The sequence below is a fragment of the Bacillus sp. Hm123 genome, assembly GCF_051842975.2.
GTDB lineage: Bacteria > Bacillota > Bacilli > Bacillales > Domibacillaceae > Bacillus_CE.
In genome coordinates, this window is sequence record NZ_CM200277.1 from 3,389,260 (window position 1) to 3,414,400 (window position 25,141).

The 25,141-nt window shown below is 41.8% G+C and carries 29 protein-coding genes; 12 read left to right on the plus strand and 17 right to left on the minus strand.

Annotated features, from left to right (window positions below):
- Positions 1-17 precede the first annotated feature (17 nt).
- The 4 genes from argS to speE all read right to left on the minus strand — a co-directional run bounded on the left by argS (position 18) and on the right by speE (position 4,063).
- A complete protein-coding gene (argS, locus tag ACSVDJ_RS17660; protein WP_439167648.1) occupies positions 18-1,688 on the minus strand; it encodes an arginine--tRNA ligase in 1,671 nt (556 codons plus the stop codon).
- A gap of 24 nt (positions 1,689-1,712) precedes the next feature.
- Positions 1,713-2,165 carry a YwiB family protein gene (locus ACSVDJ_RS17665; RefSeq protein WP_439167649.1) on the minus strand — a complete coding sequence of 151 codons (453 nt, stop codon included), beginning with the start codon at positions 2,163-2,165 and terminating at the stop codon, positions 1,713-1,715.
- Between the two features lie 111 nt (positions 2,166-2,276).
- On the minus strand, positions 2,277-3,161 hold the full coding sequence (gene speB / locus ACSVDJ_RS17670; protein WP_439167651.1) for an agmatinase: 885 nt from the start codon (positions 3,159-3,161) through the stop codon (positions 2,277-2,279).
- Positions 3,162-3,232: 71 nt separating this feature from the next.
- The gene (gene speE / locus ACSVDJ_RS17675) at positions 3,233-4,063 is read right to left on the minus strand and encodes a spermidine synthase (RefSeq protein ID WP_439167653.1); all 831 of its coding nucleotides are present in this window, start codon (positions 4,061-4,063) and stop codon (positions 3,233-3,235) included.
- Between the two features lie 226 nt (positions 4,064-4,289).
- On the opposite strand from speE, the gene ACSVDJ_RS17680 reads away from it, so the two are divergent.
- Positions 4,290-6,335, plus strand: a complete 2,046-nt coding sequence (locus ACSVDJ_RS17680; protein ID WP_439167655.1) for a transglycosylase domain-containing protein — start codon at positions 4,290-4,292, stop codon at positions 6,333-6,335.
- 162 nt (positions 6,336-6,497) lie between these two features.
- Here ACSVDJ_RS17680 and ACSVDJ_RS17685 read toward each other — a convergent pair whose 3' ends face one another.
- Both ACSVDJ_RS17685 and ACSVDJ_RS17690 read right to left on the minus strand, forming a co-directional pair.
- Complete coding sequence (locus tag ACSVDJ_RS17685) at positions 6,498-7,004, minus strand: YwhD family protein (RefSeq protein WP_439167657.1); 507 nt, start codon at positions 7,002-7,004, stop codon at positions 6,498-6,500.
- Between the two features lie 18 nt (positions 7,005-7,022).
- Positions 7,023-7,664, minus strand: a complete 642-nt coding sequence (locus ACSVDJ_RS17690) for a site-2 protease family protein (RefSeq protein WP_439167659.1) — start codon at positions 7,662-7,664, stop codon at positions 7,023-7,025.
- A gap of 157 nt (positions 7,665-7,821) precedes the next feature.
- Here ACSVDJ_RS17690 and thmT point away from each other — a divergent pair, with 157 nt between their 5' ends.
- Together thmT and ACSVDJ_RS17700 are read left to right on the plus strand one after the other, a co-directional pair.
- Complete coding sequence (gene thmT / locus ACSVDJ_RS17695) at positions 7,822-8,010, plus strand: 2-hydroxymuconate tautomerase (RefSeq protein WP_439167661.1); 189 nt, start codon at positions 7,822-7,824, stop codon at positions 8,008-8,010.
- A gap of 66 nt (positions 8,011-8,076) precedes the next feature.
- Positions 8,077-8,274, plus strand: coding sequence for a hypothetical protein (locus ACSVDJ_RS17700; protein ID WP_439167662.1), 198 nt, complete (start codon positions 8,077-8,079; stop codon positions 8,272-8,274).
- Between the two features lie 532 nt (positions 8,275-8,806).
- Here ACSVDJ_RS17700 and ACSVDJ_RS17705 read toward each other — a convergent pair.
- The 3 genes from ACSVDJ_RS17705 to ACSVDJ_RS17715 form a co-directional block, all read right to left on the minus strand.
- Positions 8,807-9,307: a YwgA family protein gene (locus ACSVDJ_RS17705; protein WP_439167664.1), complete on the minus strand. Its 501-nt coding sequence runs from the start codon at positions 9,305-9,307 to the stop codon at positions 8,807-8,809.
- 33 nt (positions 9,308-9,340) lie between these two features.
- Positions 9,341-10,639, minus strand: a complete 1,299-nt coding sequence (locus tag ACSVDJ_RS17710) for an HD domain-containing protein (RefSeq protein ID WP_439167666.1) — start codon at positions 10,637-10,639, stop codon at positions 9,341-9,343.
- Positions 10,640-10,884: 245 nt separating this feature from the next.
- On the minus strand, positions 10,885-11,109 hold the full coding sequence (locus ACSVDJ_RS17715) for a YuzB family protein (RefSeq protein ID WP_095479196.1): 225 nt from the start codon (positions 11,107-11,109) through the stop codon (positions 10,885-10,887).
- Positions 11,110-11,330: 221 nt separating this feature from the next.
- On the opposite strand from ACSVDJ_RS17715, the gene ACSVDJ_RS17720 reads away from it, so the two are divergent.
- Positions 11,331-12,023, plus strand: a complete 693-nt coding sequence (locus ACSVDJ_RS17720) for an RsfA family transcriptional regulator (protein WP_439167667.1) — start codon at positions 11,331-11,333, stop codon at positions 12,021-12,023.
- A gap of 41 nt (positions 12,024-12,064) precedes the next feature.
- On the opposite strand, the gene lipL is transcribed toward ACSVDJ_RS17720, so the two are convergent.
- A complete protein-coding gene (gene lipL, locus ACSVDJ_RS17725; protein WP_439167668.1) occupies positions 12,065-12,904 on the minus strand; it encodes an octanoyl-[GcvH]:protein N-octanoyltransferase in 840 nt (279 codons plus the stop codon).
- Between the two features lie 181 nt (positions 12,905-13,085).
- Here lipL and hemQ point away from each other — a divergent pair, with 181 nt between their 5' ends.
- From hemQ to ACSVDJ_RS17745, 4 genes are all read left to right on the plus strand, one after another.
- Positions 13,086-13,832 carry a hydrogen peroxide-dependent heme synthase gene (hemQ, locus tag ACSVDJ_RS17730; protein WP_439167670.1) on the plus strand — a complete coding sequence of 249 codons (747 nt, stop codon included), beginning with the start codon at positions 13,086-13,088 and terminating at the stop codon, positions 13,830-13,832.
- A gap of 147 nt (positions 13,833-13,979) precedes the next feature.
- Positions 13,980-14,402 (plus strand): cell wall hydrolase, encoded by a 423-nt coding sequence (locus ACSVDJ_RS17735; RefSeq protein WP_439167672.1) that lies wholly within the window; start codon positions 13,980-13,982, stop codon positions 14,400-14,402.
- A gap of 21 nt (positions 14,403-14,423) precedes the next feature.
- Positions 14,424-14,855: a spore coat protein GerQ gene (gerQ, locus tag ACSVDJ_RS17740; protein ID WP_439167674.1), complete on the plus strand. Its 432-nt coding sequence runs from the start codon at positions 14,424-14,426 to the stop codon at positions 14,853-14,855.
- A 17-nt stretch (positions 14,856-14,872) separates the two neighbouring features.
- Positions 14,873-15,010: a hypothetical protein gene (locus ACSVDJ_RS17745; RefSeq protein ID WP_439167675.1), complete on the plus strand. Its 138-nt coding sequence runs from the start codon at positions 14,873-14,875 to the stop codon at positions 15,008-15,010.
- 75 nt (positions 15,011-15,085) lie between these two features.
- On the opposite strand, the gene ACSVDJ_RS17750 is transcribed toward ACSVDJ_RS17745, so the two are convergent.
- The 4 genes from ACSVDJ_RS17750 to ACSVDJ_RS17765 all read right to left on the minus strand — a co-directional run bounded on the left by ACSVDJ_RS17750 (position 15,086) and on the right by ACSVDJ_RS17765 (position 17,519).
- Positions 15,086-15,454, minus strand: coding sequence for a DUF423 domain-containing protein (locus ACSVDJ_RS17750; protein WP_439167677.1), 369 nt, complete (start codon positions 15,452-15,454; stop codon positions 15,086-15,088).
- 16 nt (positions 15,455-15,470) lie between these two features.
- Positions 15,471-15,746, minus strand: a complete 276-nt coding sequence (locus tag ACSVDJ_RS17755) for a YwdI family protein (protein ID WP_439167679.1) — start codon at positions 15,744-15,746, stop codon at positions 15,471-15,473.
- A gap of 13 nt (positions 15,747-15,759) precedes the next feature.
- Positions 15,760-16,767, minus strand: a complete 1,008-nt coding sequence (locus tag ACSVDJ_RS17760; protein WP_439167680.1) for a potassium channel family protein — start codon at positions 16,765-16,767, stop codon at positions 15,760-15,762.
- A 77-nt stretch (positions 16,768-16,844) separates the two neighbouring features.
- Positions 16,845-17,519 (minus strand): uracil-DNA glycosylase, encoded by a 675-nt coding sequence (locus ACSVDJ_RS17765; protein ID WP_439167682.1) that lies wholly within the window; start codon positions 17,517-17,519, stop codon positions 16,845-16,847.
- A 170-nt stretch (positions 17,520-17,689) separates the two neighbouring features.
- Between ACSVDJ_RS17765 and pdxK the strand changes: the two genes are divergently transcribed.
- The 3 genes from pdxK to bshB2 all read left to right on the plus strand — a co-directional run bounded on the left by pdxK (position 17,690) and on the right by bshB2 (position 19,672).
- Complete coding sequence (gene pdxK, locus ACSVDJ_RS17770) at positions 17,690-18,499, plus strand: pyridoxine/pyridoxal/pyridoxamine kinase (protein WP_439167683.1); 810 nt, start codon at positions 17,690-17,692, stop codon at positions 18,497-18,499.
- A 99-nt stretch (positions 18,500-18,598) separates the two neighbouring features.
- Positions 18,599-18,949 carry a YojF family protein gene (locus tag ACSVDJ_RS17775; protein WP_439167685.1) on the plus strand — a complete coding sequence of 117 codons (351 nt, stop codon included), beginning with the start codon at positions 18,599-18,601 and terminating at the stop codon, positions 18,947-18,949.
- A gap of 27 nt (positions 18,950-18,976) precedes the next feature.
- Positions 18,977-19,672 (plus strand): bacillithiol biosynthesis deacetylase BshB2, encoded by a 696-nt coding sequence (bshB2, locus tag ACSVDJ_RS17780; RefSeq protein ID WP_439167939.1) that lies wholly within the window; start codon positions 18,977-18,979, stop codon positions 19,670-19,672.
- Positions 19,673-19,814: 142 nt separating this feature from the next.
- Here the strand turns inward: bshB2 and ACSVDJ_RS17785 are convergent, their stop codons facing one another.
- The 3 genes from ACSVDJ_RS17785 to ACSVDJ_RS17795 form a co-directional block, all read right to left on the minus strand.
- The gene (locus ACSVDJ_RS17785; RefSeq protein ID WP_439167686.1) at positions 19,815-20,804 is read right to left on the minus strand and encodes a nuclease-related domain-containing protein; all 990 of its coding nucleotides are present in this window, start codon (positions 20,802-20,804) and stop codon (positions 19,815-19,817) included.
- A gap of 364 nt (positions 20,805-21,168) precedes the next feature.
- Positions 21,169-22,428 (minus strand): threonine ammonia-lyase IlvA, encoded by a 1,260-nt coding sequence (gene ilvA, locus ACSVDJ_RS17790; protein ID WP_439167688.1) that lies wholly within the window; start codon positions 22,426-22,428, stop codon positions 21,169-21,171.
- Between the two features lie 69 nt (positions 22,429-22,497).
- Positions 22,498-23,367: a Cof-type HAD-IIB family hydrolase gene (locus ACSVDJ_RS17795; RefSeq protein ID WP_518619560.1), complete on the minus strand. Its 870-nt coding sequence runs from the start codon at positions 23,365-23,367 to the stop codon at positions 22,498-22,500.
- 301 nt (positions 23,368-23,668) lie between these two features.
- On the opposite strand from ACSVDJ_RS17795, the gene ACSVDJ_RS17800 reads away from it, so the two are divergent.
- Positions 23,669-25,021 (plus strand): YjiH family protein, encoded by a 1,353-nt coding sequence (locus ACSVDJ_RS17800; RefSeq protein ID WP_439167691.1) that lies wholly within the window; start codon positions 23,669-23,671, stop codon positions 25,019-25,021.
- Positions 25,022-25,141 lie beyond the last annotated feature (120 nt).

Sequence of the window (25,141 nt, forward strand, 5' to 3'; positions counted from 1 at the left end):
TCTGCAAGCTTTTTGAATTACATTTTTTCTGGTGCGGATACACCGATTAGTTGTAGCGCATTTTTCAATGTGATTTGTACCGCTTTGATCAGTGCTAGGCGTGCTTCCGATAGCGCCTTATTGTTTGGATCGAGCACTTTTTCTGCGTTGTAGAAGCTATGGAACGCAGCTGCTAGCTCTTGCGTGTAGTTAGCGATGCGGTGCGGAATACGTTTTTCTGCTGCTTCTGCCACCACTTGTGGGAAGTCACCGATTTTTTTCAATAAGTCAATTTCTTTTTCAGCCACTAGAAGCGACAGATCCGCCTCTGGATTGATGTGCATATTTTGCTCGTCGCCTTGGCGGAGGATACTGTTAATACGTGCATGGGCGTATTGAGCATAATAAACAGGGTTTTCGTTCGATTGTGAAACAGCCAAGTCTAAGTCGAAGTCCATATGCGTATCGCCGCTTCTCATTGCGAAGAAGTAACGAACAGCGTCTAACCCTACTTCTTCAACTAGCTCACGCATCGTGACCGCTTTTCCTGTACGTTTACTCATCTTCATTTTTTCACCGTTTTTATATAAGTGAACGAGTTGGATGACCTCTACTTCAAGGCTTTCTTGGTTGTATCCAAGCGCCTCAACAGCCGCCTTCATCCGGGGGATATAGCCATGGTGATCGGCTCCCCAAATGTTGATCACTTTTTCGTGACCGCGCTCAAATTTATCTTTATGGTAAGCAATGTCTGGAGTTAAATATGTGTATGTGCCATCGTTTTTCACAAGCACACGATCTTTATCGTCGCCAAATGTCGTTGAACGGAACCAAACAGCTCCCTCTTCTTCAAAAATATGTCCTTTGTCACGAAGAGCGGCCAATGCCTCGTCGATTTTGCCGTTTTCATAAAGCGATGTTTCCGAATACCAAACATCGAAATCTACACGGAAGTTGGCTAAGTCTTTTTTCAGCTTTTCCATTTCGTATTTCAAGCCGTATTCTCTAAACGTTTGGTAGCGCTCTTCTTCTGGCATTGACACGAACTTGTCGCCGAATTTTTCTGCTAGCTTTTGACCGATGCCGATGATATCTTTGCCGTGGTAACCGTCTTCTGGCATCTCTTTTTCCTGACCTAGCGCTTGGAAATAACGCGCTTCGACAGATAAAGCTAAATTATGAATTTGATTACCTGCGTCGTTAATATAATATTCTCTCGTCACATCATAGCCGGCTTTTTCAAGCACGTTACATAAAGAATCACCAACAGCCGCCCCGCGAGCATGTCCTAAATGAAGATCGCCTGTCGGATTCGCAGACACGAATTCTACTTGAACCTTTTGGTTGTTTCCAGCATTCGTCTGACCATATTTATCGCCTTCTTGTAGCACAACTGGCACTAAATCCGTTAAATATTGATTGTTCATGTAAAAATTAATAAAACCTGGTCCTGCAATTTCAATTTTTTCGATCGATGCTTTCGTTTGATCGAAATGAGCGATGATATCTTCCGCAATCGCACGTGGAGCCTTTTTTGCTATGCGAGCTAGCTGCATAGCCATATTCGTTGAATAATCCCCATGTGCTTTCTCTTTCGGCGTTTCTAAAATCACTGCCGGAATTTCTTCCTCTTGTGCTAAGCCTGCCTTTACGACGGCCGCTTTCACTTCTGCTTTTAATTCTTCTTGTACTTTTTCTGCAATATTCATTGTGAAAATTCCTCCTTTTTAGAGTCAAACTCCTTGAAATGTAATACTCATTTCGTATGTTCCAACTGGTGATTCCTGCATGAACAAGTTGTAATTTAGTTTGAGCATGCCTTGTACGGTTTGTTCGTTGTATGTACATTCATGAACTAGCGTGTTCGTTTGTGTGCTTAACAGCAATGTGCCATATGGACTATCATAGGAGCCATTTTGCTGTTCGTCTAAATGGAAAGGTAGTCGCATCTTGACGGCTCCACTACGTAAAATTAACGCCTCATTTTGAGAGAATTTCACAATCGTATGAATCGTTCCTTCTTCTTGCACCTCATCGTACTTTAAAAAGAACCCGCTACTTTTTTCGTAAAACTGTCCCGAAAGCTTGAGCTCGTAAGATTCCTTTTCCCCATTCATCTCAATGTTTGTCGTTAAACAAATATTCACAGGAATATGTGCTTGCTGATTGGTCGTCAAGCGCTTCACTTCCTTTATTTTTTCACTGTTATAACTTATTAAGTATAAAAATCTTTAGCGGAAAATGCAATGTTTGAAAAAGTGAAAACCCCTGGTACTGTTGACCAGGGGAATCTCTAATTATTTCTTATTTGCTACAGCCCAGCCAAGCATCATTTCACGAATCAGCTTAGAAGCGGTATTCGCTGTTTGCTCAGACGAATCATAAATTGGTGCGACTTCCACTAAATCGCCGCCCACAACGTTTACTCCAGAGCGTGCGATCGCGTGAATGGAAGCAAGCAATTCTTTTGATGTAATCCCGCCGCAGTCGACTGTACCTGTGCCTGGCGCATGAGCCGGGTCTAACACATCGATGTCGATCGTCACATATACCGGACGACCAGCAAGTGTTGGTAAAATGTCTTTCAACGGCTCAAGCACTTCAAACTTCGAAATGTGCATGCCATTTTCTTTCGCCCATTGGAATTCTTCCTTCATACCAGAACGAATCCCGAATGAGTATACGTTCGATGGACCGATCAACTCAGCAATTTTGCGAATCGGCGTCGAGTGAGAAAGCGGCTCGCCCTCATACTCTGTACGCAAATCCGTATGAGCATCCATATGAATGATCGCTAAATCCGGGTATTTTTTCGCTACAGCCTTCATTACTGGCCACGACACTAAATGCTCGCCACCCATACCAAGTGGGAACTTGCCATCTGTTAATAGACCATCAATATAGTTCTCAATTAAATCTAAGCTTTTTTGAGCATTTCCGAACGGTAATGGAATATCACCAGCATCGAAATATTTCAGTTCCTCCATCTCGATATCTAAATACGGACTATACTCTTCTAAACCGATCGACACTTCACGAATACGGCTCGGGCCAAAACGAGAACCCGGACGATAACTAACCGTCCAATCCATCGGCATCCCGTATAACACGACGCTACTCTCTTCATAGTTCGGATGACTCCCGATAAATACATTTCCTGAATAAGCTTCATCAAAACGCATAACAACCCCACCTTTTTATGTAAAAAAATTTAGCTAATGAAGAGGTCCTGCAAGCAGGACCTCTTTTCATCTTACTCCGTCATATCTTTGACGAATTTCGGTAATACGAAAGCAGCTTTGTGCAATTCTTTCGTGTAGTATTTTGTTTCGATTTCGTGGAAGCGCTCTTCGCTTACTTCAAGCGGATCGTGTTTTTTCGAACCGATTGTGAATGTCCACAGACCGCTTGGATACGTTGGGATATTCGCTGTGTACAGACGAGTGATTGGGAAAATTTCTTTCACGTCGCGTTGTACTTCACGAATTAAGTCCGCTTTGAACCATGGGTTGTCTGTTTGTGCAACGAAAATACCATCTTCTTTTAACGCTTTCGCAATTCCTGCATAGAAGCCTTTTGTGAAAAGGTTCGCAGCTGGGCCGACTGGCTCCGTAGAATCAACCATGATGACATCGTACTCATTTTCGCTGTTCGCGATATGCATAAAGCCATCATCGACTTGAACATCAACGCGCTCATTATCAAGCTCGCCTGCGATTTCCGGTAAAAATTTCTTCGAGAATTCGATGACTTTGCCATCAATGTCAACAAGCGTCGCTTTTTTCACGCTTGGGTGCTTTAACACTTCGCGGATCACGCCGCCGTCTCCCCCACCAACAACAAGAACGTTTTCTGGATTTGGATGCGTAAATAAAGGCACGTGTGCGACCATTTCATGATAAACGAATTCATCTTTTTGCGAAGTCATAACCATGCCATCTAAAAATAGCATATTACCCCATTCTTCTGTTTCAGCCATTTCAAGATATTGAAAATCCGTTTGCTCCGTGTGAAGCGTCTTCTTGATCTTCATTGTAATACCAAAGTTTTCTGTTTGCTTTTCTGTATACCAAAGTCCAGCCATTCAATCCTCTTCCTTTCTATTTAAAGAGTGGTCTATTTATTATCTGTAAAGCGCGGACAAACAGGCCGCCCTTGCTAAATCATTCTTAGTCAAAGCATCGTTTCGCCTTTTTTCCACAAAAAAAGTATAGTGGAATCTTGCAAAAATTCAAGAGGATTTTATGTTTAAAAACTAGTTTTTTTTTTCATACTGAAAGATATCTATTCTAAATAAGGCAGGTGATTATATGAAAATCACGACCCTGTCACGATTTCATCGAACAGTCAAGTGGGTACGGGCTAGCTTGTTTCTTAGTTTTTTTGCCGTCATCATTTTAGCATTATTGTTTAGTGCTGGTTATATGTACTTCAAAATTTTAGGTGAACCAGAAGTTGTTGTGCCACAATCCACTTTATATTTTGCTGCTAATGGCGAGGTGATTGGCGAGAGTCATGCAGGTGAAAAAAGATATTGGGTGCCTCTTGATGAAGTATCCCCTTTTTTGCTGCAATCTACTCTAGCCATTGAAGATAAAAAATTTTATAAACATAACGGATTCGATTTCAAACGAATTGGTGGAGCCATTGTCGCTGACTTGAAGGCGATGTCGAAAGTACAAGGAGCAAGCACAATCACGCAGCAATACGCACGTAATTTATATCTTTCTCATGATAAAACATGGAAGCGAAAGCTATCGGAAGCTGCCTATACGGTTCGACTCGAACTGAATTTTTCTAAAGAGAAAATTTTAGAGGGCTATGTGAACACAATTTATTATGGACATGGCGCCTATGGCATTGAATCCGCTAGCCAATTTTATTTCGGCAAAAAAGCGAGCGACTTAACGCTCGCTGAAGCCAGTATGCTTGCTGGGATTCCGAAAGGTCCGTCCGTTTATTCACCAATTAAATCGATGGACAACGCCAAAAAGCGGCAAGGAATCATTCTTCAGGAGCTAACTAAGGATGGCATCATTACTGAAAAGGAAAAGCAACGGGCCGAAAGCGAATCCCTTCAGCTAGTGGCGAAGCATCCTCACACCGATGTTGAACAAGCCCCTTATTTTCGCGATGCCGTTCAAAGAGTATTAGCTTCTGAGCTTAACATTGATGAGCAGACGATCGCTCTCGGCGGTTTAAGAATTTATACGACGCTCAATCCGACACATCAAAAAATTGCTGAGCAAACGATTCAAAAAGTGATTCCTGACGAGTCAAACATCCAGCCAGCGCTCGTGTCAATCGCGCCGAAAACCCATTATGTGACCGCTCTCGCTGGAGGAAAAGACTTCAAGCAAAGCTCGTACAATCGAGCCGTTCAAGCGATTCGACAGCCCGGTTCAACGTTTAAGCCCTTTTTGTATTATGCCGCTTTAAAAAACGGCTTCACACAAGCGACGATGTTAACGAGTGAACCGACTTCCTTTCAGTTTGACGAAGGTCGCAACGTCTATGCACCGAGCAATTTCAATCATCAATACGCCGATAAAGAAATGACGATGGCGCAGGCAATAGCCGTATCCGATAATATTTACGCCGTGAAAACACATCTTTTTCTCAAGCCAGAAACACTCATTAAAACAGCGAAGGACTTCGGCATTTCAACTTCTTTAAAGCCCGTTCCCTCCCTCGCTCTCGGAACCTCTGGTGTGCGCGTGCTCGACATGGTCAATGCTTATGCAACAATCGCGAACGGCGGACAATATGAGAAGCCTGTTTTCATTACAAGGGTCGAAAATGCGCACGGAGAAGTTATTTATGAGCATCAACCAAGTCGTATCGAGAGACTTGATCATAAGAAAACGGCGGTCTTAACACAGATGATGACAGGAATGTTTGATGAAAAGTTAAATAGTCAGGCTCATGTGACCGGTGAATCGCTGGCGCCGAAAATGACGAGGTCTTACGCTGGAAAATCTGGTTCTACCAACACAGACTATTGGATGATTGGCTTCACTCCACAGCTCACGATGGGCATATGGACGGGGTATGACGATGGAAGAAAAATTACTGTAGGAGCTGATCAATCATTGGCAAAAAAAATATGGATTGAATTTATGGAAAAAGCCCACAAAGGGAAAAAAGCGAAAAAGTTCTCCAAGCCGGATGGGGTCGTTGCCGTCAAAGTGAACCCTGAAAACGGAAAAATTGCCAGTGAATACTGTCCAATTACACGCAAAATGTATTTTGTGAAAGGGACTGAACCTGAAGAGTATTGTACGGAGCACTTACCGAAGAAAAAGAAACAACAAGAGAAAAAAGACAGCTGGTTCGATCGACTTTTTCCTTTTTAATCTACTAAAAAAACCTCGGGTGTGCGGCCCGAGGTTTTTTATTGTCCTAGCTTATGCAACTTGTGCATTATCCTTATTGTACTTTTTTTGTTAATATTCAGCAATATGTGAATCGTGAATCCACGAAAAAAAGTTCATATTTTAGACACAATCAAAGAGGTGTCAGTCAGCTAAACCTTCCTTCAATTGCGGTGAAGATAATTCCCACATTTCTGCATTATGACCCTGTAAAAATTGTTTCAGTATTTTTTTCGAACGGGCGTCCATATGATCCACGATGATGTGACTTTTTAACGATTTATCCATGCGGTTCACATGTTCAGGAAGAGATTTGTAGCCACGGCGAGCTGCGCGGTTCACCGTCATCTCACAAGCAGTCACGCCTGCATAAAATGGACCTTCCTCGGAGCGATCAATCGTTACCCAAACGAGCCAAAACGGCTTAGCGCCTTCTGGTACCTCTTCTTTATTCGGCAAAAACTTAATCCCTTTCTCAACGGCACTACGAGCATGCATCGCACCGACATCGATAAAAGCATCATCTTCTTCCACATCAATAAAGACAGGCGACACATTTTCTAAGCTAAGCGCCCCTTTGCCGAAACCTTTATGACCGTCTGTTGGGTCGTTTTTGATAATATTAAATCCTACTTTTTTCTTTTTTTCCACGTTGAAGTCCCCTTTCTATCAAACAAAAATTGAAAAGATCATCGCAAACCCTTGCAAGAGCGCAGGTAAAACCATATTAAAAATCGGTTGAATCACCCATTGATTAAGCGGTGTAATCACGATGATCAAGAAAATTAACACGCCATATTGCTCGTATTGTGTTAATTTCACTCGTGTCGCTGGCGAAGCTAAATCTTCGATGATTCGGTAACCATCAAGCGGTGGGAATGGCAACAAGTTGAATACGAATAACACTAAATTCAGCCACACCATCATTTGTAGTAAATCAACGAAAAACGGCGGAATCCCAGCTGGCACTAAGAAAAACATCAATCCAAAAGCAAGTAAGGCGATGATGAAATTGCTAAGCGGTCCCGCAAAGGAAACTAAAATGCTAGCGAGCCGAGGGTTTTGGAAATTACGACGATTTACAGGCACCGGACGAGCCCAACCAAATCCTGCGATTAAAATAAAAATCGTACCGATCGGATCAAGATGAGAAATCGGATTCAACGTTAGCCTCCCTTGCTCCTTTGCCGTATCATCTCCAAACTTGTACGCAACAAACGCATGAGCAAACTCATGAAACGTAAACGCAACCACAAGAGCAATGACAACAAACGGCATTTCTTCTAATGAAAAAGCTAAAAAACGCTCCAAATAACAAACCCCTTTTTTATTTAATAATTATTATTGTAACTGATATCGCACATCTATTTCTATTATTTCCTTTTCTGTAATGTTGCTTAATCACATAAAAAAAGCTTACAATTTGATTGAACCTACATAGTTCATTATAGAAAAGGAGAGAAATATTATGCCATACGTAACAGTTAAAATGCTTGAAGGTCGCACAGAAGACCAGAAAAAAGCACTAGCAGAAAAAGTAACAGCCGCTGTCAGCGAAACAACAGGTGCCCCAGAAGAAAAAATCGTCGTCTTCATTGAAGAAATGACAAAAAACCACTACGCCGTAGCCGGAAAAAGACTAAGCGACGAAGAATAGAAAAGCGGAAGGCGCTGTCCAGCGACGTATGGACTGGAACGAGCCGATCGAGATAAAGGAAACACGATGAACGTCAGTGAATCGATGTTGACTTATCGCAAGGAGGAGCGTGGAAGTCCACTAGTCGCTAGCGCCTGGAGCTGGACAATCGAAATGCGGAAACGGCCGTTTAGACTCGAAAGGCATAAGACGGACCGTCGAAGTGGCGTTCTTTGCCACATAGACGTGACGACTTATGCCCGAGAGTCTGGCCGTTGGAGCTAGACAAATAGAAAAGCGGAAGGCGCTGTTTAGCGACGTATGGACTGGAATGATCCGATCGAGATAAAGGAAACACGATGAACGTCAGTGAATCGATGTTGACTTATCGCAAGGAGGAGCGTGGAAGTCCACTAGTCGCTAGCGCCTGGAGCTAGACAATAGAAATGCGGAGCCGACTTGCTCAGACACGACAAGCAAATGACAGAATGACAGAATGACGGAATGGCGTTCTTCAGCCATGCAGTCAGGCTGACATTTGACTCAAGTGTCTAGGAGGCGGAGCTAGACAACCGAAAAGCGAAGCCAGCTGAAAGATTATTTTTTAACTTTCAGCTGGCTTTTTAGCATAGAGTCTATTCACTAAAGATATGCCTTGGAATGTCGAAGAAAACGTTCATAAGAGCAAAGAAATGATACAAACGTCGAAAAAATTCCTCATAAGATCAAAGAAACCACTCAAACATCGAAGAACTCGCCCTTAATATCAAAGAAATCCGCCCCATCCAATAAAAAAACCCGCCCGAGGAGCGAGTTTTCATTGTAGCTTCTTTAATTTTTCAATATAAGCATACGCTTCGTCGATTTCTTCTTCGGTGTAGCGTTGTTTGCTTTTGAGCGTAAAGATTTTTTCTGCTACTTCTTCACGTGGTAATGTATCAAAATAAAGTACAGTAGACACTAATTCCAAAAAGCGAGCCGATTGGCTATTCATTTCTATCGCCGTCTCTTTTAAACGAGGCATGTCTACATCGGCATGCTTTAAAAACGTCTCGCCTTCTTCCGTCATCGTATAGCGATATTGATAGTATCCGCCTTTTTTCTCGCGCACTTCACCGATAAATCCCATATTGCACAACTCTTCTACACGCAGCGTTAATTCCTCTGAATAAGGTCCGTAAAAATGAAATTCGAACTTTTCCTGAAAAGGGAAGGAGATCTTCTTTGCGATGTAAATCATTTTCTGCAACTTCTTTCGCCCGATCACTTCTCCACAGGCTGCCAACGCCCCCATTAATTTTGCATGTTCTTTTAACACAATTTATTCAACTCCCACCTTATCGTTCACACACTAAATTTCCAAAATCGACCGAATTTGCTTTTTTATATTTCGTCTCGATGACTGATCATACAGTCTATCTGCAGGAAAATATAATTTATGGTCTGTTCGTCTTTTCCCCGAAATGGCGTCAACAATCTCTGACTCTCGTGACAATTCTCGAAGTTCCTCATTTTTCATTAACAAATAAATCGGTAGACGCTCTTCCTCTTCGCCCGGTCGGTAAAAATCATACGGCAAATCGGAGGAAGAATCATACACTAAATAATATTCCGGATCGATGCCCGCCTTCTTAAATAGCGCCTCAAGCTCACTATGCTTACGGTAATCTTTCGCCGGATCAAATTCGATATACTTAAATAAATCTCGGTTCACAAAACGGCGACATAAATCACTTAAAATCGCATCCTCTTCTTCTTGCCACACTTGAAAATAATAAAGCATCACCGCTTCATCCAATTTTAAATAGTCTTGAAGGACATACTCTTCATTAAAGATCGAATAGAAATGGAGGGGCTTATAAGTAAAGTTATATTCTTTTCGAAACAGCTCTTTCGCCCGATGCAAAATTTTTGTCAACAGCACCTCAGCACTCCTTGTGACTGGATGAAAATACACTTGCCAATACATTTGGTAGCGGCTCATAATATAATCTTCCACCGCATGCATCCCACTTTGTTTAATGACGACTTGATCTTCCCGCGGACGCATCACTCGCAAGATTCGCTCCATGTCAAAATGACCGTAGCTCACCCCGGTAAAATAAGCATCACGCTGCAAATAATCCATTCGATCGGCATCAATTTGGCTGGAGATCAAACTGACGACGAGCTTATTTTCAGACGTTTTCCCAATAATTTCTGCTACTTTTTTTGGAAACTGTCGATCTACTCTTGTCAATATGGCGTTCACTTCTGTGTCCCCAAGAATAATCATCTTCGTAAATTCCTCATGGTCAAGTCCAAATACCTTCTCAAAGGAATGCGAAAAAGGTCCATGTCCGACGTCATGAAGTAATGCGGCGCATAAAGATAGCAGTCGGTCCTCGACATTCCACTCTTGACGACCAGCAAACACATCATCAACGATGCGACGAACGATTTCATACACCCCTAATGAATGATTAAAGCGACTATGCTCGGCCCCATGAAACGTCAAATACGTCGTGCCTAACTGTCGTATTCGGCGCAAGCGCTGAAATTCCTTCGTTCCAATTAAATCCCAAATCACGACATCACGTACATGGATATATCGGTGAACAGGGTCTTTAAACACTTTCTCTTCTTGTAACTTTCGCTTTGAATACTCCATTGTATACCCCCATTCCTGCTTCATCATGCTTCCATTATAACGAACTTTGGCATATTTATCGGGATAAACAATGATCGAATTTGTTCTTTTCTCAAAAAAGTGAAGAATCTACAGGGCTATTGCATATAGTAATAAGGAAAACAATCAAATAGATCCCTTTTGATCTGCAACTCTCAACTAAAAAATCTATTATTTATCAAACAAAAAATCACCTCATCCACTTCGAACGGTTAGGTGATTTCCAACTATTTTTTTAACTTTTTTCGCACTTTTTCCATTAACTCTTCTTCCGTCAACGCAGCCACTGGCCGATTATTAACAAAAGCAAAAGTTTTTTTACGTCCTGGTCCGCAGTAAGACTGGCAGGCAATATCAATAGTCGCATCTGGGTCGATATCCTTCAACTTCGGCAACAAAGTTTTCAAGTTCACAGCCTGGCAATCATCGCAAACGCGAAATTCATTTGCCATCTATATACAAGTCCTTTCTTTTATAAGATCAAACTATTCGATATTTTACATGGAATGGTTGTCGTTTGCAAGGGGCAATCCTTCACGTTTAAGCAATGTTTCCACTAAAAACAGTTAAACTAGCAGAAAAAAATTATTTTTCCATATTGGTATAAATCTATTGTAATTTGCTCATCCTGTCAGTAGACATATTTTTCACTAAAAAAGGGAGTTGAAAATAAATGAAAAACAGGCAAGATGCATGGTCAGAAGAGAATGATCTATTGCTAGCGGAAACGGTGTTGCGTCATGTCCGTGAAGGTAGCACACAGTTAAATGCTTTTGAAGAAGTTGGTGACCAATTAAATCGAACATCAGCTGCTTGTGGGTTCCGGTGGAATGCTGTCGTCCGTCATCAATACGAAAAGGCATTAGACCTTGCAAAAAGACAACGAAAACAGCGCAATCGTTTGCTTGGAAAAGAACAAGGTGGAAAGAAAAAGCTATTGTACCAACCGCCAGCGCCATCATTAGAAGAAGTCGAAGCGATGTCCATGCCGCTTGGCAATGATGTGGAAATGGCACTAGATATGGCTCCTACTTCAGCTACTCCGCAACTAACAGGCGAAATCACAATGGAAAAAGTGATTGCCTTTTTGCAAGCTGTCTCAGGAAATTCCTATCAAACCGATCGATTGAAACAAGAGAATGCCAGATTAAAGCATGAGCTTACGGAGACGGAGAAAGAGAACACACGTTTAGAAGATCGTGTGGCCGAGCTGGAACAAAACTCTGAAACAATGCAAGAAGACTATGAAACATTAATGAAAATCATGAACCGTGCGCGAAAGCTCATTTTGTTTGACGAAGAAGATCCATCCTCTACTTCTTTTAAAATGGATCGCAACGGAAATTTAGAAAAGATGGCAGAATAAAGTTTAAAAGGGCTGATTGTCAAAGTCAGCCCCCTTCCCCTTCACTCTAATAACGCTTTCTCATTCCGCTCGACTACTCGCTGTAAATACCGTTGATACCAATCAGCCTCTTCCCCCGCTAAGGAGCTAGGCACTAATCGATCACTATAGTTGTTTAATACGGTCAAGAAACGCCGCATGACCTCTTGAATAGTTAGCTCCTCACTAAATAATTCCGATAACGAAGCCATCACACTCGGCTGAATCGTTGGATAGACCCACTTTGTTTGCTCAGCTTTTTTACCAGCTTGATAAAAACGGCGAATCAGCTCCGCTCGTTCACTCCCACTACCTGTAACACATAAATAAATTTGTACCGCTACGCCTTTACGAATGCGTCGTTGAGAAATACCGGCAAATTTCTTGCCTCCGATACTTAAATCATAGCTTCCCGGACAATATGAACCAACTACCTCAAATGCCTCAATCTGCTCGCTATATTCTGCAAACATCTCTCGAATAAGTGTCAGCATCGCTTCATACCCACGATCAATATCAATTCCCTTTTCTGTATCCGGGAAAATCAATGATAAATTAAGCACTCCTTCATCGAGCACAACCGCAAGCCCACCTGAATTACGAACAATCACTCGATAACCAGCATCCTTTAACACTTGAACGCCATCGGCTAAAAAAGGGAGCTTCGTATCTTGAATGCCGAGCACAATCGTGTCATGATGCACCCACGCTCTCGCCGTCGCCGGACTGACCTCGGCACCGACCGAGGTACAAAGCGTGTCATCCATCGCAAACGATTGCAACGCATCAAACATCGGACCTAGACTCGATTGATCAATGATTCGCCACTCTTTTTGCTTGAGTAGCTCTAGCTTTTCACTCATAGGCTGAATCCCCTTCTACCCAAAATCAACTACCTCACATTCTTTCAGCATACCTTTCTTACACAATAATTCAAGAAAAATTTATCACGCTAGATTTTGTCGTCCGAAGTGTCTTCTTATCGTTTGTAGGGCAAACTATGTTATATTAGAGATTGAAAATGAATACATAGGAGTGAATGACATGAGCGAAGCAGCAAAAACATTGGATGGCTGGTATTGCCTTCATGATTTCCGTCTAATCGATTGGGCGAGCTGGAGAATGCTTTCTAGCGATGAGCGACAAACAGCAATTCACGAGTACCAACAATTTTTAGCGAAATTAAACATCGCGCATGAAGCGAAAGAAGGCAGTCACGCATTTTACAGTGTGGTCGGTCAAAAGGCAGACTTTATGTTAATGATCCTTCGTCCAACGATGGAAGAGTTAAACGTATTAGAAACTGAATTCAATAAGTTAAAAATTGCTGAATACATGATCCCTAGCTATTCTTACGTCTCTGTTGTTGAACTTAGCAACTATTTATCTTCTGATGAAGATCCTTATGCAAATCCACAAATTCGCGCTCGCTTATATCCAGAGCTGCCTAGAGCGAAACATGTGTGCTTCTACCCAATGGATAAACGCCGTCAAGGAGAAGACAACTGGTACATGCTTCCGATGAAAGAGCGTGGTGCTCTAATGCGCAGCCACGGCATGATCGGCCGTCAATATGCTGGTATCGTTAAACAAATCATCACTGGCTCTGTCGGTTTTGATGACTATGAATGGGGCGTTACGTTATTCTCTGACGATGTCCTTCAATTCAAAAAACTCATATATGAAATGCGTTTTGATGAAGTCAGCGCTCGCTACGGCGAATTCGGTTCTTTCTTCGTCGGAAACTTAATGGATGACGAGAAGCTTGAACAAATGTTACATGTAAATTAATGAATGAAATCCTCTTCTACTTGGTAGGAGAGGTTTTTTAGTTGTACACTTTTGAAACTCTCCATTCCGCAAAGTTTTCGGTCATGAACTCCACCCTTTCACATACATATAAACTGAAAAGTCGTTTGACAAAAGTGAGGTGGAATTGTGGGAGTCGTTGCTCATAATGAAGCAGATGTGAAACTGTTAGCTAGGTTGATGAGAGCAGAGGCTGAAGGAGACGGCCAGCTCGGCATGTTGATGGTAGGCAACGTTGGCATCAACCGCGCTCGGGCGGACTGTCTCGATTTTAAAGATATTCGTACGATTCGCTCGATGGTCTATCAACGACCAGGCGGATTTGAGGCTACACAAAAAGGTTATTTTTATCAAAGAGCGAGGCAAAAAGATATTAACCTTGCTCGAAAAACGATTCGAGGAGGGCGCTACCATCCTGCTAGCAATTCTTTATGGTTTTTCGAGCCGCCTGGAAGTTGTCCTGTCCAGTGGTATAATCAGCCGAATACCGGTCGCTTTAAATCGCATTGTTTCTTTTCTCCGACTCGTGCCAATTGTCCAAGCGTTTATTAACGATTCGAAGGAGGATTCTTAATGAAGCAACAGACCGCAAATCCGTATATGTATAATATGCCGATGTATTATCAACCAAGCCCTATGTATACGACACCAGCAGGCTCCACCTTACCAGCAGCAGGAGGAACGACTGGGCAAGTAGCTGGGCAACAGACTCCTGGCATGTTGCCAACAGAAGAATCTTACATCGAAAACATTTTAAGACTCAACCGCGGAAAAGTCGCTACTGTCTATATGACCTTTGAAAACAACCGTGAATGGAACGCCAAAATCTTCAAAGGCGTCATTGAAGCCGCTGGTCGCGATCACTTAATCTTAAGCGACCCCCAAACCGGTAGGCGCTACCTATTACCAATGATTTACCTCGACTACATCACATTCGACGAAGAAATCGAATATCAGTACCCATTCAACGGCGCCCAACCAATGGCCAGCTACCCTCCTAGATAACAAAAGCGGAAAACGAAATGCAAAGCCAACTTGGTCAGCCGCGACAAGCAAAAGACGAGCCGGCTGAAAGGTTGTTCTTTAACCTTTTGGACGGATTGACTTTTGACCTCGAGCGGCTAGTTGGCGGCGCTAGACAACACGATGAACGACAGTGAATCGATGTTGACTTATCGCAAGGAAGAGCCCTAGCAAAAAAACTGTTCCCCCATCATCAGGGAACAGTTTTTTAATTATATCTTCATGACAGCAAGGACAAGTAGCACCCAGCTCGCTAAAAACGCCACACCACCCAATGGTGTAATCGCTCCAAGAACGCCAACTTGCGTCAATGTTAAAACGTACAAGCTTCCAGAAAATAAAATGATTCCAACAAGCATTAACCAACCAGACCAATTAAGAAGGGAACTCGCCGGAATTTGTCCCATAAGAATACCGATAAAAATTAAGCCAGAGGCATGAAACATTTGATATTGAACACCCGTTTTCCAAATATCTAAATACTTAGGCGCTACCTTGCCTTCTAGTCCGTGAGCACCGAACGCCCCAAGAGCCACTGATAAAAATGCGTTAATGGCCCCGATAATAATAAATGTCTTCATTTGTTACATCCTCTCCTTAGAAATCAAATATTGAATCACCGTTGGCTCCATCTTCTGTTTCTAGCTTTTCTTCTTGACTGATTGTTGGCTTTGACAATGTCGGCGGTGGAAAAGCGTGCTCTGCTCGAACAGAAGAAACCATTCCTTGCCCCTCCGCAGACTCCAATACTAAATCACACAACGCTTTAATCGTATGTACATGCCGCTTAATTTCATCACTTTTTTCAGCTTGCCGTGCTTGTCGAACTTCTATTTCTATTTTGTTCAGCACAGATTGATGGGAAATATTCATGATCACACCTCCATTAAGGGGTTACCGCTTTTTCAAACACCGTCAAATTTTCCTCAGCCCCAAACACTATTATTTTATCATGCGGCTGGAATTTTTCATCTGATTTCGGTGTACCTACTAAATATCCATTCCTTAAAATAGCCACAATTGTCACATGATAAGCATTGCGAATATCTAAATCTCTCAATGATTGTCCAACAAACGGTGAGTCACTTTGGACCAATATTTCTTCAATCGAGTATTCATGTTGGTCTGCAGAGAGCACTAAATCCATATAACGGACACTTAATGGTTTTAAAATAGACATCACCATTTGCTTCCCGCCAATGGAGGACGGATTAATGACTTTAGCTGCCCCAGCCGTCTTCAACTTCGTAGCTGTGGCCTCTCTTTGGGCTCTTGATACAATATAAATATCAGGATTGAGTCCCTTAGCCGTCAACGTGATAAACACATTATCTGCATCGCTAGGTAACGTCGCCACTAGCGTAGATGCTCGTTCAATACCAGCTGACTTCAATATATCATCTTCAGTTGCATCCCCAACAATAAAAAATTCATCGGGTTGAAGTGCTTTATGTAAAGCTTCCTCTCGTTCGTCAATAAATACAGCCTGCATCTCTTTACGACCTCTGACATACTCCAATACTTCTTCTCCGACTCGCCCTAATCCACAGACGATCATATGATTCTCTAATTGATCAATCTTTCTTTTCATCTTTCTCTCCCTCATTGATGTAGAAAGCTCACCCTCTACGACGAGCGAAGCCACCGCACCGATAGCGTAAGAAACAATCCCGACACTAATTGGAATAATGATTAACGCAAACACTTTTCCACCATGTGTTACCGGAATCGTATCTCCATAACCGACAGTCAATACAGTAATAATAGTTAACCAAAGAGCATCAAATAAGTTTAACTTTTCAAAATAGCTAAATCCAATCATTCCGATTACACACATCGCACTCATCGCAACAATACTATTGATCAAATGCTGGTAACGTTGTCTATTTTTCATCAAACATCCTCTTTTACCTTCAGAATCCCTCTGTTTTTGTCAATGTTCCACGTGAAACATCGATAGTAGTCGAAACATCAATCATCGTGAAGACACCAATTGACAGGTGTTTCACCAAGCTCTTGCAGAAAGTCATTTGCCTGTGAAAATGGACGACTTCCGAAAAATCCTCTACTAGCTGATAGTGGGCTCGGATGCGGTGCTTGAATAATTTTATGTTTCGATTGGTCAATCAAGGCTAATTTACTTTGAGCAGGTCGTCCCCAAAGAATAAAGATCACTGGCTTTTCTCGTTCATTAATGCAAGCAATCACGCGATCAGTAAATCGTTCCCACCCTTTCTTCCGATGAGAATTCGCTTCTCCTTGCCGAACGGTCAATACGGTATTCAACAGTAATACCCCTTGTTTAGCCCAAGGAATTAACGAACCATTAGTCGGAATCTCGCATCCCACATCCTGAGATAATTCTTTGAAAATATTTCTTAACGACGGCGGTAACGGGACTTCCGGTTGAACAGAAAAACTTAAACCGTGAGCTTGATTCGGTCCATGATAAGGGTCCTGTCCAAGAATTACTACTTTGATCTCCTTATAAGGCGTGAAATGAAACGCATTGAAAATGTCATACATGTTCGGATAAATGGTTTTTGTTGCATATTCTTGTTTCAAAAATTCCTGAAGCTGTAAATAATAAGGCTGTTCAAATTCACCCTGAAGCAACTCTGCCCAATCATTTGTTAAAGTAGCCAACATACTCTCTCCTTTCAGTAATCGATCACCGGTAGATATTTACACCTATTTTACCAGTCCTGCAATGGTTCGGCACTCTAAAAAGACTTGTGTAAAACATTTAAATTTTTTACACTATTAATACATATTAATATATGTTGCTTGACGAACTTTAGGAGGTTTTGGACAATATGACGATGAAGAAGACATTAACGATTGCCGGTTCAGATACGAGCGGTGGCGCGGGTATCCAAGCGGATTTGAAAACGTTTCAAGAACACGGCGTATATGGCATGACCGCTCTAACAACAATTGTAACAATGGACCCGAACAATCATTGGCACCACGGTGTTCATCCCCTTTCCCTTGATACGTTAGAAGCTCAATTAAAAACAGCGATGTCTGTCGGTATTGACGCGGCTAAAACAGGTATGCTGGCGACGGCTGACATTATCGAAATGGCTGGTAAGCATTTGAAAGAAAACGGCATCGATAAAGTCGTGATCGACCCTGTCATGGTTTGTAAAGGCGACGATCAAGTGCTGAATCCAGAAGCGCCTGTTGCGATGCGCGAATTTCTACTTCCGATCGCTACGGTTGTAACGCCGAACTTATTTGAAGCGTGGCAATTATCTGGTGTCGGCCCGATCCGCACAGTGGAAGATATGAAAGCAGCTGCTCAAAAAATCCATGAGCTCGGCGCAAAAAATGTTGTCGTAAAAGGTGGAAAACAGCTGGATCACACGAAAGCCATCGACGTATTCTACGACGGCAAAGAATTTGTTGTGCTTGAAGCTGACAAAGTAGAAACAACTTACAACCATGGAGCTGGCTGTACATTTGCGGCAGCTATCACAGCAAACCTTGCCAATGGTCAAAGCGTAAAAGACGCAGTGACGAACGCGAAGCAATTTGTGAACGCCGCAATCCGTCATGGATTTAAGCTTAACCAATACGTAGGCCCTGTTATGCATGGTGCTTTCAATAAAGTAAATAACTAAGTGCAATTGGACCGCTTGAAAGAAGGCGGTCTTTTTTTTCGCTTTCATCGCTCGATTTTAGTAAAATAATTGTTACAGGCTTGTAGAGGAGGGTTCACTTTGGAGCCAATTATCGTATCAAAAGTTCAAGATGTTATCGATCAGTTTGCTAAAGAAGAAGTATATATTCATCTCGAAACAACAAACGGCGCTTATGCGACACATTTTAATGAAAAAATGTTTTCAGCGGGGGCTTATATTCGCAATGCCCAACTTCAATATGAACATGGGAAAATTGTCGGTGACGGTCCATACCGCGTCGGCTTAAAGCTAGCGATCGGCTGGGTGTACGCAGAAGGTTTGACTCACTTTAGCTTCGATGAAAAAGGACGATTGTTGCTAGCTGGGCACGACTTTGACGGAAAGCTGGCTGTTGCCTTGCAAATCGGCAAAGAGCCTTTTAACTACTAAAATGGGAAGGAGCACTACTCAATGGTGATGGAAATCGAAAAAGAGCGCCATGTCCTTGTCATCTTTCCCCATCCAGATGATGAAGCGTTTGGCGTTTCAGGAACAATTGCTACTCATACGAAAAGAGGCACGCCCGTTACTTACGCTTGCCTAACCTTGGGAGAAATGGGGCGAAACCTCGGAAATCCCCCATTTGCCACACGTGAATCACTGCCCGAAATCCGCAAAGCCGAATTGAAAGCGGCAGCTAAAGCATTGAAAATCGATGACTTGCGCATGATGGGCTTACGTGATAAGACATTAGAATTTGAAGATGATAAGAAAATGGCGAATCTTGTATCCAACTTAATAGACGAGCTGAAACCATCGTTAGTGATCAGCTTTTATCCCGACTTTTCTGTTCATCCTGATCACGAAGCGACCGCCCGTGCTGTCGTTCGTGCGATTCGTCGACTGCCAGAAAACGAGCGCCCTAAATTGCACTGCGTCGCATTCGCTAACAATACAGACTCAGATCTAGGCGCTCCCGATATCATCTATGATATTAACGACACATTCGAGCAAAAAATGGACGCCCTACGCGCCCACATCTCCCAAACAGCTTGGATGCTAAAAGAAATGGAAAAGCTTCTAAATCAAAACGATGAACAAACGATTCAACGCATTAAATTTGAACGCTTCTGGTCCTATCGCTGGGACGATGACCAAGTGAGCGAGTTATAAACGTAACCCCCGGTCGCGGAATTGGACCGGGGATTTTTAACTTTGTTTAGACTTCTTTGACGTTGTGTGGCTTTTCTTCGACTTTTTAGACATTTCTTCGACCTTACGCGACTTTTCTTCGACTTTCTATCAATATCAACGATTATTTATGCTTAGCATCATTATTTAAGTTCGAGATAGAATAGCAACGATTTTTAGTATGGCCACTTTCTTTGAGTTGAAGTGACTTTAAAAATTTATATGTGAAATTTAAGGACTCCGTTTGGAAAAAATCAGCTAATCGCTTAGTCGTAACTTTGTGGCCAAACAATTGAGCATATTCTTGTAGAGCTTCAAAATGAGCATTTTTCGATACATGATGGCAACTTAAGCATTGCCAACTTCGCTTCATCCTTGTCATAGCTATTCTTTTACAAGCAGGGCAGCGCACTCCTTTAACTATATCCTTCTCTAGAACTTGAAAACGAGCCATTATATTTAAGTCATACGGATTACTTTGTTGAATGATTTGTGTAGAAAGAAATTGAAGTTGGTGAGATTGTAAAATAGGAGTAGAGTAGGTTTTCAGGAGGGCGTCAATTTTATCGGGAATCTCCGACGCATGAATGATTTGATTAATATAATTTTTATTAGGGGGTGAAATATCGATTCTTGCTAATGAGTTGCTCATGACCAATGCGGTGAGTACAGGAATAGAATATACATTATGCTGAGCCAACCAATCTATAAAGTGCCTTTGCTGTCTGCGCATTTGAAGAATCGGATCTGCAAACACTTCTTCCTTTCCCTCTAGCGTTCGTATTAGTTGACGCGTATCTCCTTTAAATAATAGTTGTCCAGAATAGTTTTTCACTTCCATAATTAAGAAAAAATTAGGTGTTAAAAGCACAGTGTCAATTTGAAAAAAGGAATACTCTCCTGCTGGTAATCGAATATCATGCAATATGAACACATCATTTCGCTTCACCTCTCGTAAAAAGTAATCAACGGTTTGTTCTCCTCGATAACCAGCCTGATGTCTCCCATAAGCTTCTTCAATGGCAGCCATTTGACTATGCCTTTTCGGAAGTCGATTCATTAAAACCTCCAATTTCGACAAAAGCAATGGCTTCGAACGTGGTTTCATAATCATATTATTTGTCCTTTCAGTTAAAATAGCTTACATTACCTCTTTTCTTGCTAAGACTTGATTTTCCTTTTAGTACATAGAGAATTTACATTGTTTTAACAAAAACTCGTTACTCTTCAAAAAAGCTTGGATCAATCAACTATTTCTTTGACCTTGCTACAAATTTCTTCGACTTTCCCGCGCTTTCTTCGACCTTGTCACACACTTCTTCGACTTTCCTCCGCTTTCTTTGACCTTGCCACACACTTCTTCGACTTTCCCGCGCTTTCTTTGACCTTGCCACACACTTCTTCGACTTTCCTCCGCTTTCTTCGACCTTGCTGCTGCCACAGACAAAAAGAAGCCACGCCTAAGCGTGGCTTCCACTTTAAATGAGTAAATTAAACAAAAACGGATCACTGTTGATTTCGATGTATGGAAATCCTTTTTGTTTCATGCGGTTGATAAGTGGGAAGTAGTCTTCTTTGTACTTTAACTCGATGCCGACAAGGACTGGGCCTTCGTCGCGATTATTTCGTTTCGTGTATTCGAAGCGTGTGACATCATCGGTTTCTCCGAGTACTTCGTGCAGGAATTCTCGTAAGGCTCCGGCACGTTGCGGAAAGTTGACGATGAAATAATGTTTCAGCCCTTCATAAATGAGAGATCGTTCTTTAATTTCCTGCATGCGATCGATGTCATTATTTCCGCCGCTCACAACACAAACAACATTTTTCCCTTTAATCTCATCCTTGTAAAAGTCAAGTGCGGCAATCGGTAGAGCACCAGCTGGCTCCGCTACGATCGCATTTTCGTTATAGAGCTTCAAGATAGCTGTACATACTTTTCCTTCCGGGATAATGACAATATCATCAAGCACTTCTTTACAAATTTCCATCGTAATATTGCCAACTTGCTTCACTGCCGCTCCGTCAACAAATGGATCGATTTGTTCGAGAGCAACCACTTCATTATTAGCAAGGGACGTTTTCATCCCTGGTGCTCCCTCAGGCTCTACACCGACCACTTTTGTGTTTGGGCTAATGCTCTTCACATACGAACCAACACCAGATGCTAAGCCACCGCCGCCAATTGAACAAAATAGATAGTCAATCGGATCAGACATCTCGTTCATGATTTCGACGCCAACTGTTCCTTGCCCAGCAATCGTTCGATAGTCATCAAATGGATGGATAAATTCCATTTGCTTCTCTGAACAAAAACTCATCGCCGCTAAATAAGAATCATCAAATGTATCTCCGGTTAAAATAACCTCCACATTGTCTCCACCAAATAGCTTCACTTGTGATACCTTTTGTCTTGGCGTAGTGGATGGCATAAAGATAGTTCCTTTAATATTTAACTGCTTGCAAGAAAAAGCAACTCCTTGCGCGTGGTTACCTGCGCTTGCACAAACGACTCCTTTGGCTCGCTCTTCTTCTGACAGGCTATATATAAAATTGTACGCACCGCGTAATTTAAAAGAGCGAACAATTTGCAGATCCTCGCGCTTTAAATAAATATTGCATCCGAAACGCGCCGATAATAGCTCATTTTTTTGTAATGGTGTTTGAGACACCACATCTTTTAACGTTTGATTTGCCATGACGATGTCTTCTACTTTTACTTTCGTTAGTGCACTACTCACATTTCTCGCCTTCTTTATTCGAATTTTAAGAATTATTCTAACACACTCACAACTCGTTTGGGTAGAGAATCACGAGAAATTCTCGTGATTCTCTACACCGATCAATTTTTCAATAGCAGCTGCTACTCCATCCTCATCATTGGTGGCTGTCACGTAGTTACATAGTGCTTTCACTTCTGGATTGGCATTGCCCATAGCTACCGGGAAGCCCACACGCTCTAACATAGAAACATCATTGAAGTTATCACCAATCGCCATCGTTTCTTCAAAGGTAATTCCTTTTTCTCTTATGAATTGTTCTAAAGCGATCCCTTTTTGAGCATCACTATGAGTAATTTCAATATTTTCACTTCCTGAAGAACTAACCGCTAAACCTTGCATAAGAGCGAGCTGTGTTTTCGCTTCGTCTAACTTCTCTTTTTTAAATGAAAAAGCTAAAAATTTGGAAACAGCTGTGTCCTCATCATTAATAATCTCTTCATAGCTGTCCACTAAGTGAAGGAGACCTTTTGTAAAACGGATTTTAGCTGCTTCACGAATTTGGTCTTGCGGAATTTCTGAATGAGCTGTTAGAAAAATATTAACCATAATATCGAGCGCTTTTTCATAATCATCTGTGAACGTACCTTTGGCTGTATGTACTTCAAAGTAGAGTCCCATTTCCTTTAGCATTTGGAAGATACGTGTAGCTGTTTCTTTCTCAATAAAAGAATGTTTTATCACTTCGCCAGAGACGTCCCGAACTTCTGCCCCATTTGCGCAAATGATCGGACAATGAATATCCGCTTGATCAAGGGCGTAGCGAGCTTCAACATAAGAACGCCCCGTCGCCACAACGACCTCTACTCCTTCTGCTTGAGCAGCTTTGATCGCTCGGCGATTTTCTTCACTTACTTCCATTTTCCCATTTAAAAGGGTGCCATCCATATCTGTAGCCATACATTTTATCATTTTTTCCACCTGCTCTATGTTGTATTGTATTCACTTACTTATTTTAGCATGAATGACACGCAACATCTTTTTCAAGGAAAGTGTAAAGTCTTCTAACAAATTCCTCTACACTTTTTGTCGAATTTGTGACATTGTATCTTTTCAATTATATATTATTATGTTATAGTTTTTACAAATAATTCGAATTGTTTTTATATTTAAAATACAGGGAAATTGTAGATTTTTAAGCTTATACGCATTAAAATTAGTATTTCCTAATAATTATACAAAGGAAGGAATAATTAATAAAATGGAAAAGACTAACAACTATTCATTCTCACATATTTTACGTTTTATCATTCCATCGTTCATCGGTGTTCTGTTATTTATGACCCCCGTCAAAATCGGCGAAGGGTACACTATTCCTATCGCTTTCTTGTCTAATTCTTTGCAAGATAAGATAGGAGCCTACATTCCGGCCATTATGGCGATTTTAATTCTGATTTCAGGGCTCGGTACGTTATTTGTAAAACTTGTTCGCCCCGAGTTTGTCAGACGCTCTCATTTCTTAGCTTCCCTATTCGATATCACACCTTTTTGGACAACGGTGCGTGTGCTAGGAGCTATTTTTGCCATGATGACTTTATTAAAATTAGGTCCGGAAGCCATTTATTCTGAAAATACAGGTGGCCTATTATTAAATAGCTTATTGCCTGTATTATTTGCCACTTTTTTATTTGCAGGCTTGCTTTTGCCTTTATTATTAAACTTCGGTTTGCTCGAATTTATTGGCTATTCATTAACGAAAGTGATGCGTCCACTATTTAAATTGCCTGGGCGTTCATCTGTCGACTGTCTCACGTCTTGGCTCGGTGACGGTACAATTGGGGTGCTATTAACGAGTAAACAATATGAAGAAGGCTTCTATACGAAGAAAGAAGCCGCGATTATCGGTACTACGTTCTCAGTCGTTTCTGTTACGTTTTGTTTAGTAGTCATTTCTCATGTTGGATTAGGAGATTATTTCATTCCTTTCTATGGAGCTGTTATTCTTTCAGGAATCGTAGCCGCATTGATTTTGCCGCGAATCCCGCCTCTTTCTAGAAAAGAAGATACGTTTATTAATGGAAATGAGAGAACAACATCTGAAGAGAGAATTCCTGCAGGCTATTCTCCGATTTCCTACGGTTTTAATCAAGCGGTGGCACAAGCACAAAAAAACAAACCTGCTCACGTAGTGAAGGATGGGATTCATAACGTTATCGACATGTGGCTTGGTGTAGCACCAGTCGTCATGGCGTTAGGTACAATTGCACTAGTGATTGCCGAAACGACTCCTGTATTCCAATGGCTCGGAATGCCGTTTATTCCACTGCTTGAATTGCTACAAATTCCATTTGCTGCAGAAGCATCTGAAACGATTATGGTCGGCTTTGCTGATATGTTCTTACCATCTGTTATCGGCGCTGAAATCGAAAGCGAGCTTACACGCTTTGTCATCGCGACACTTTCCGTTTCTCAGCTCGTCTATATTTCAGAAATGGGCGGTCTAATCCTAGGAACAAAAATTCCAGTATCATTTAAAGACCTGTTCTTAATCTTCATCCTAAGAACACTCATCACCCTACCAATCATCGCTGGAATCGCCCACTTAGTATTTTAATTGAAAAGCGGAAGGCGCTGTTTAGCGACGTATGGACAAAAAACCGACAACGTACTCTCGATTCATCCCGAGCGTGCATTGTCGGTTTTGTATATAAAAGGGTTTCTCTACCACTCCTAT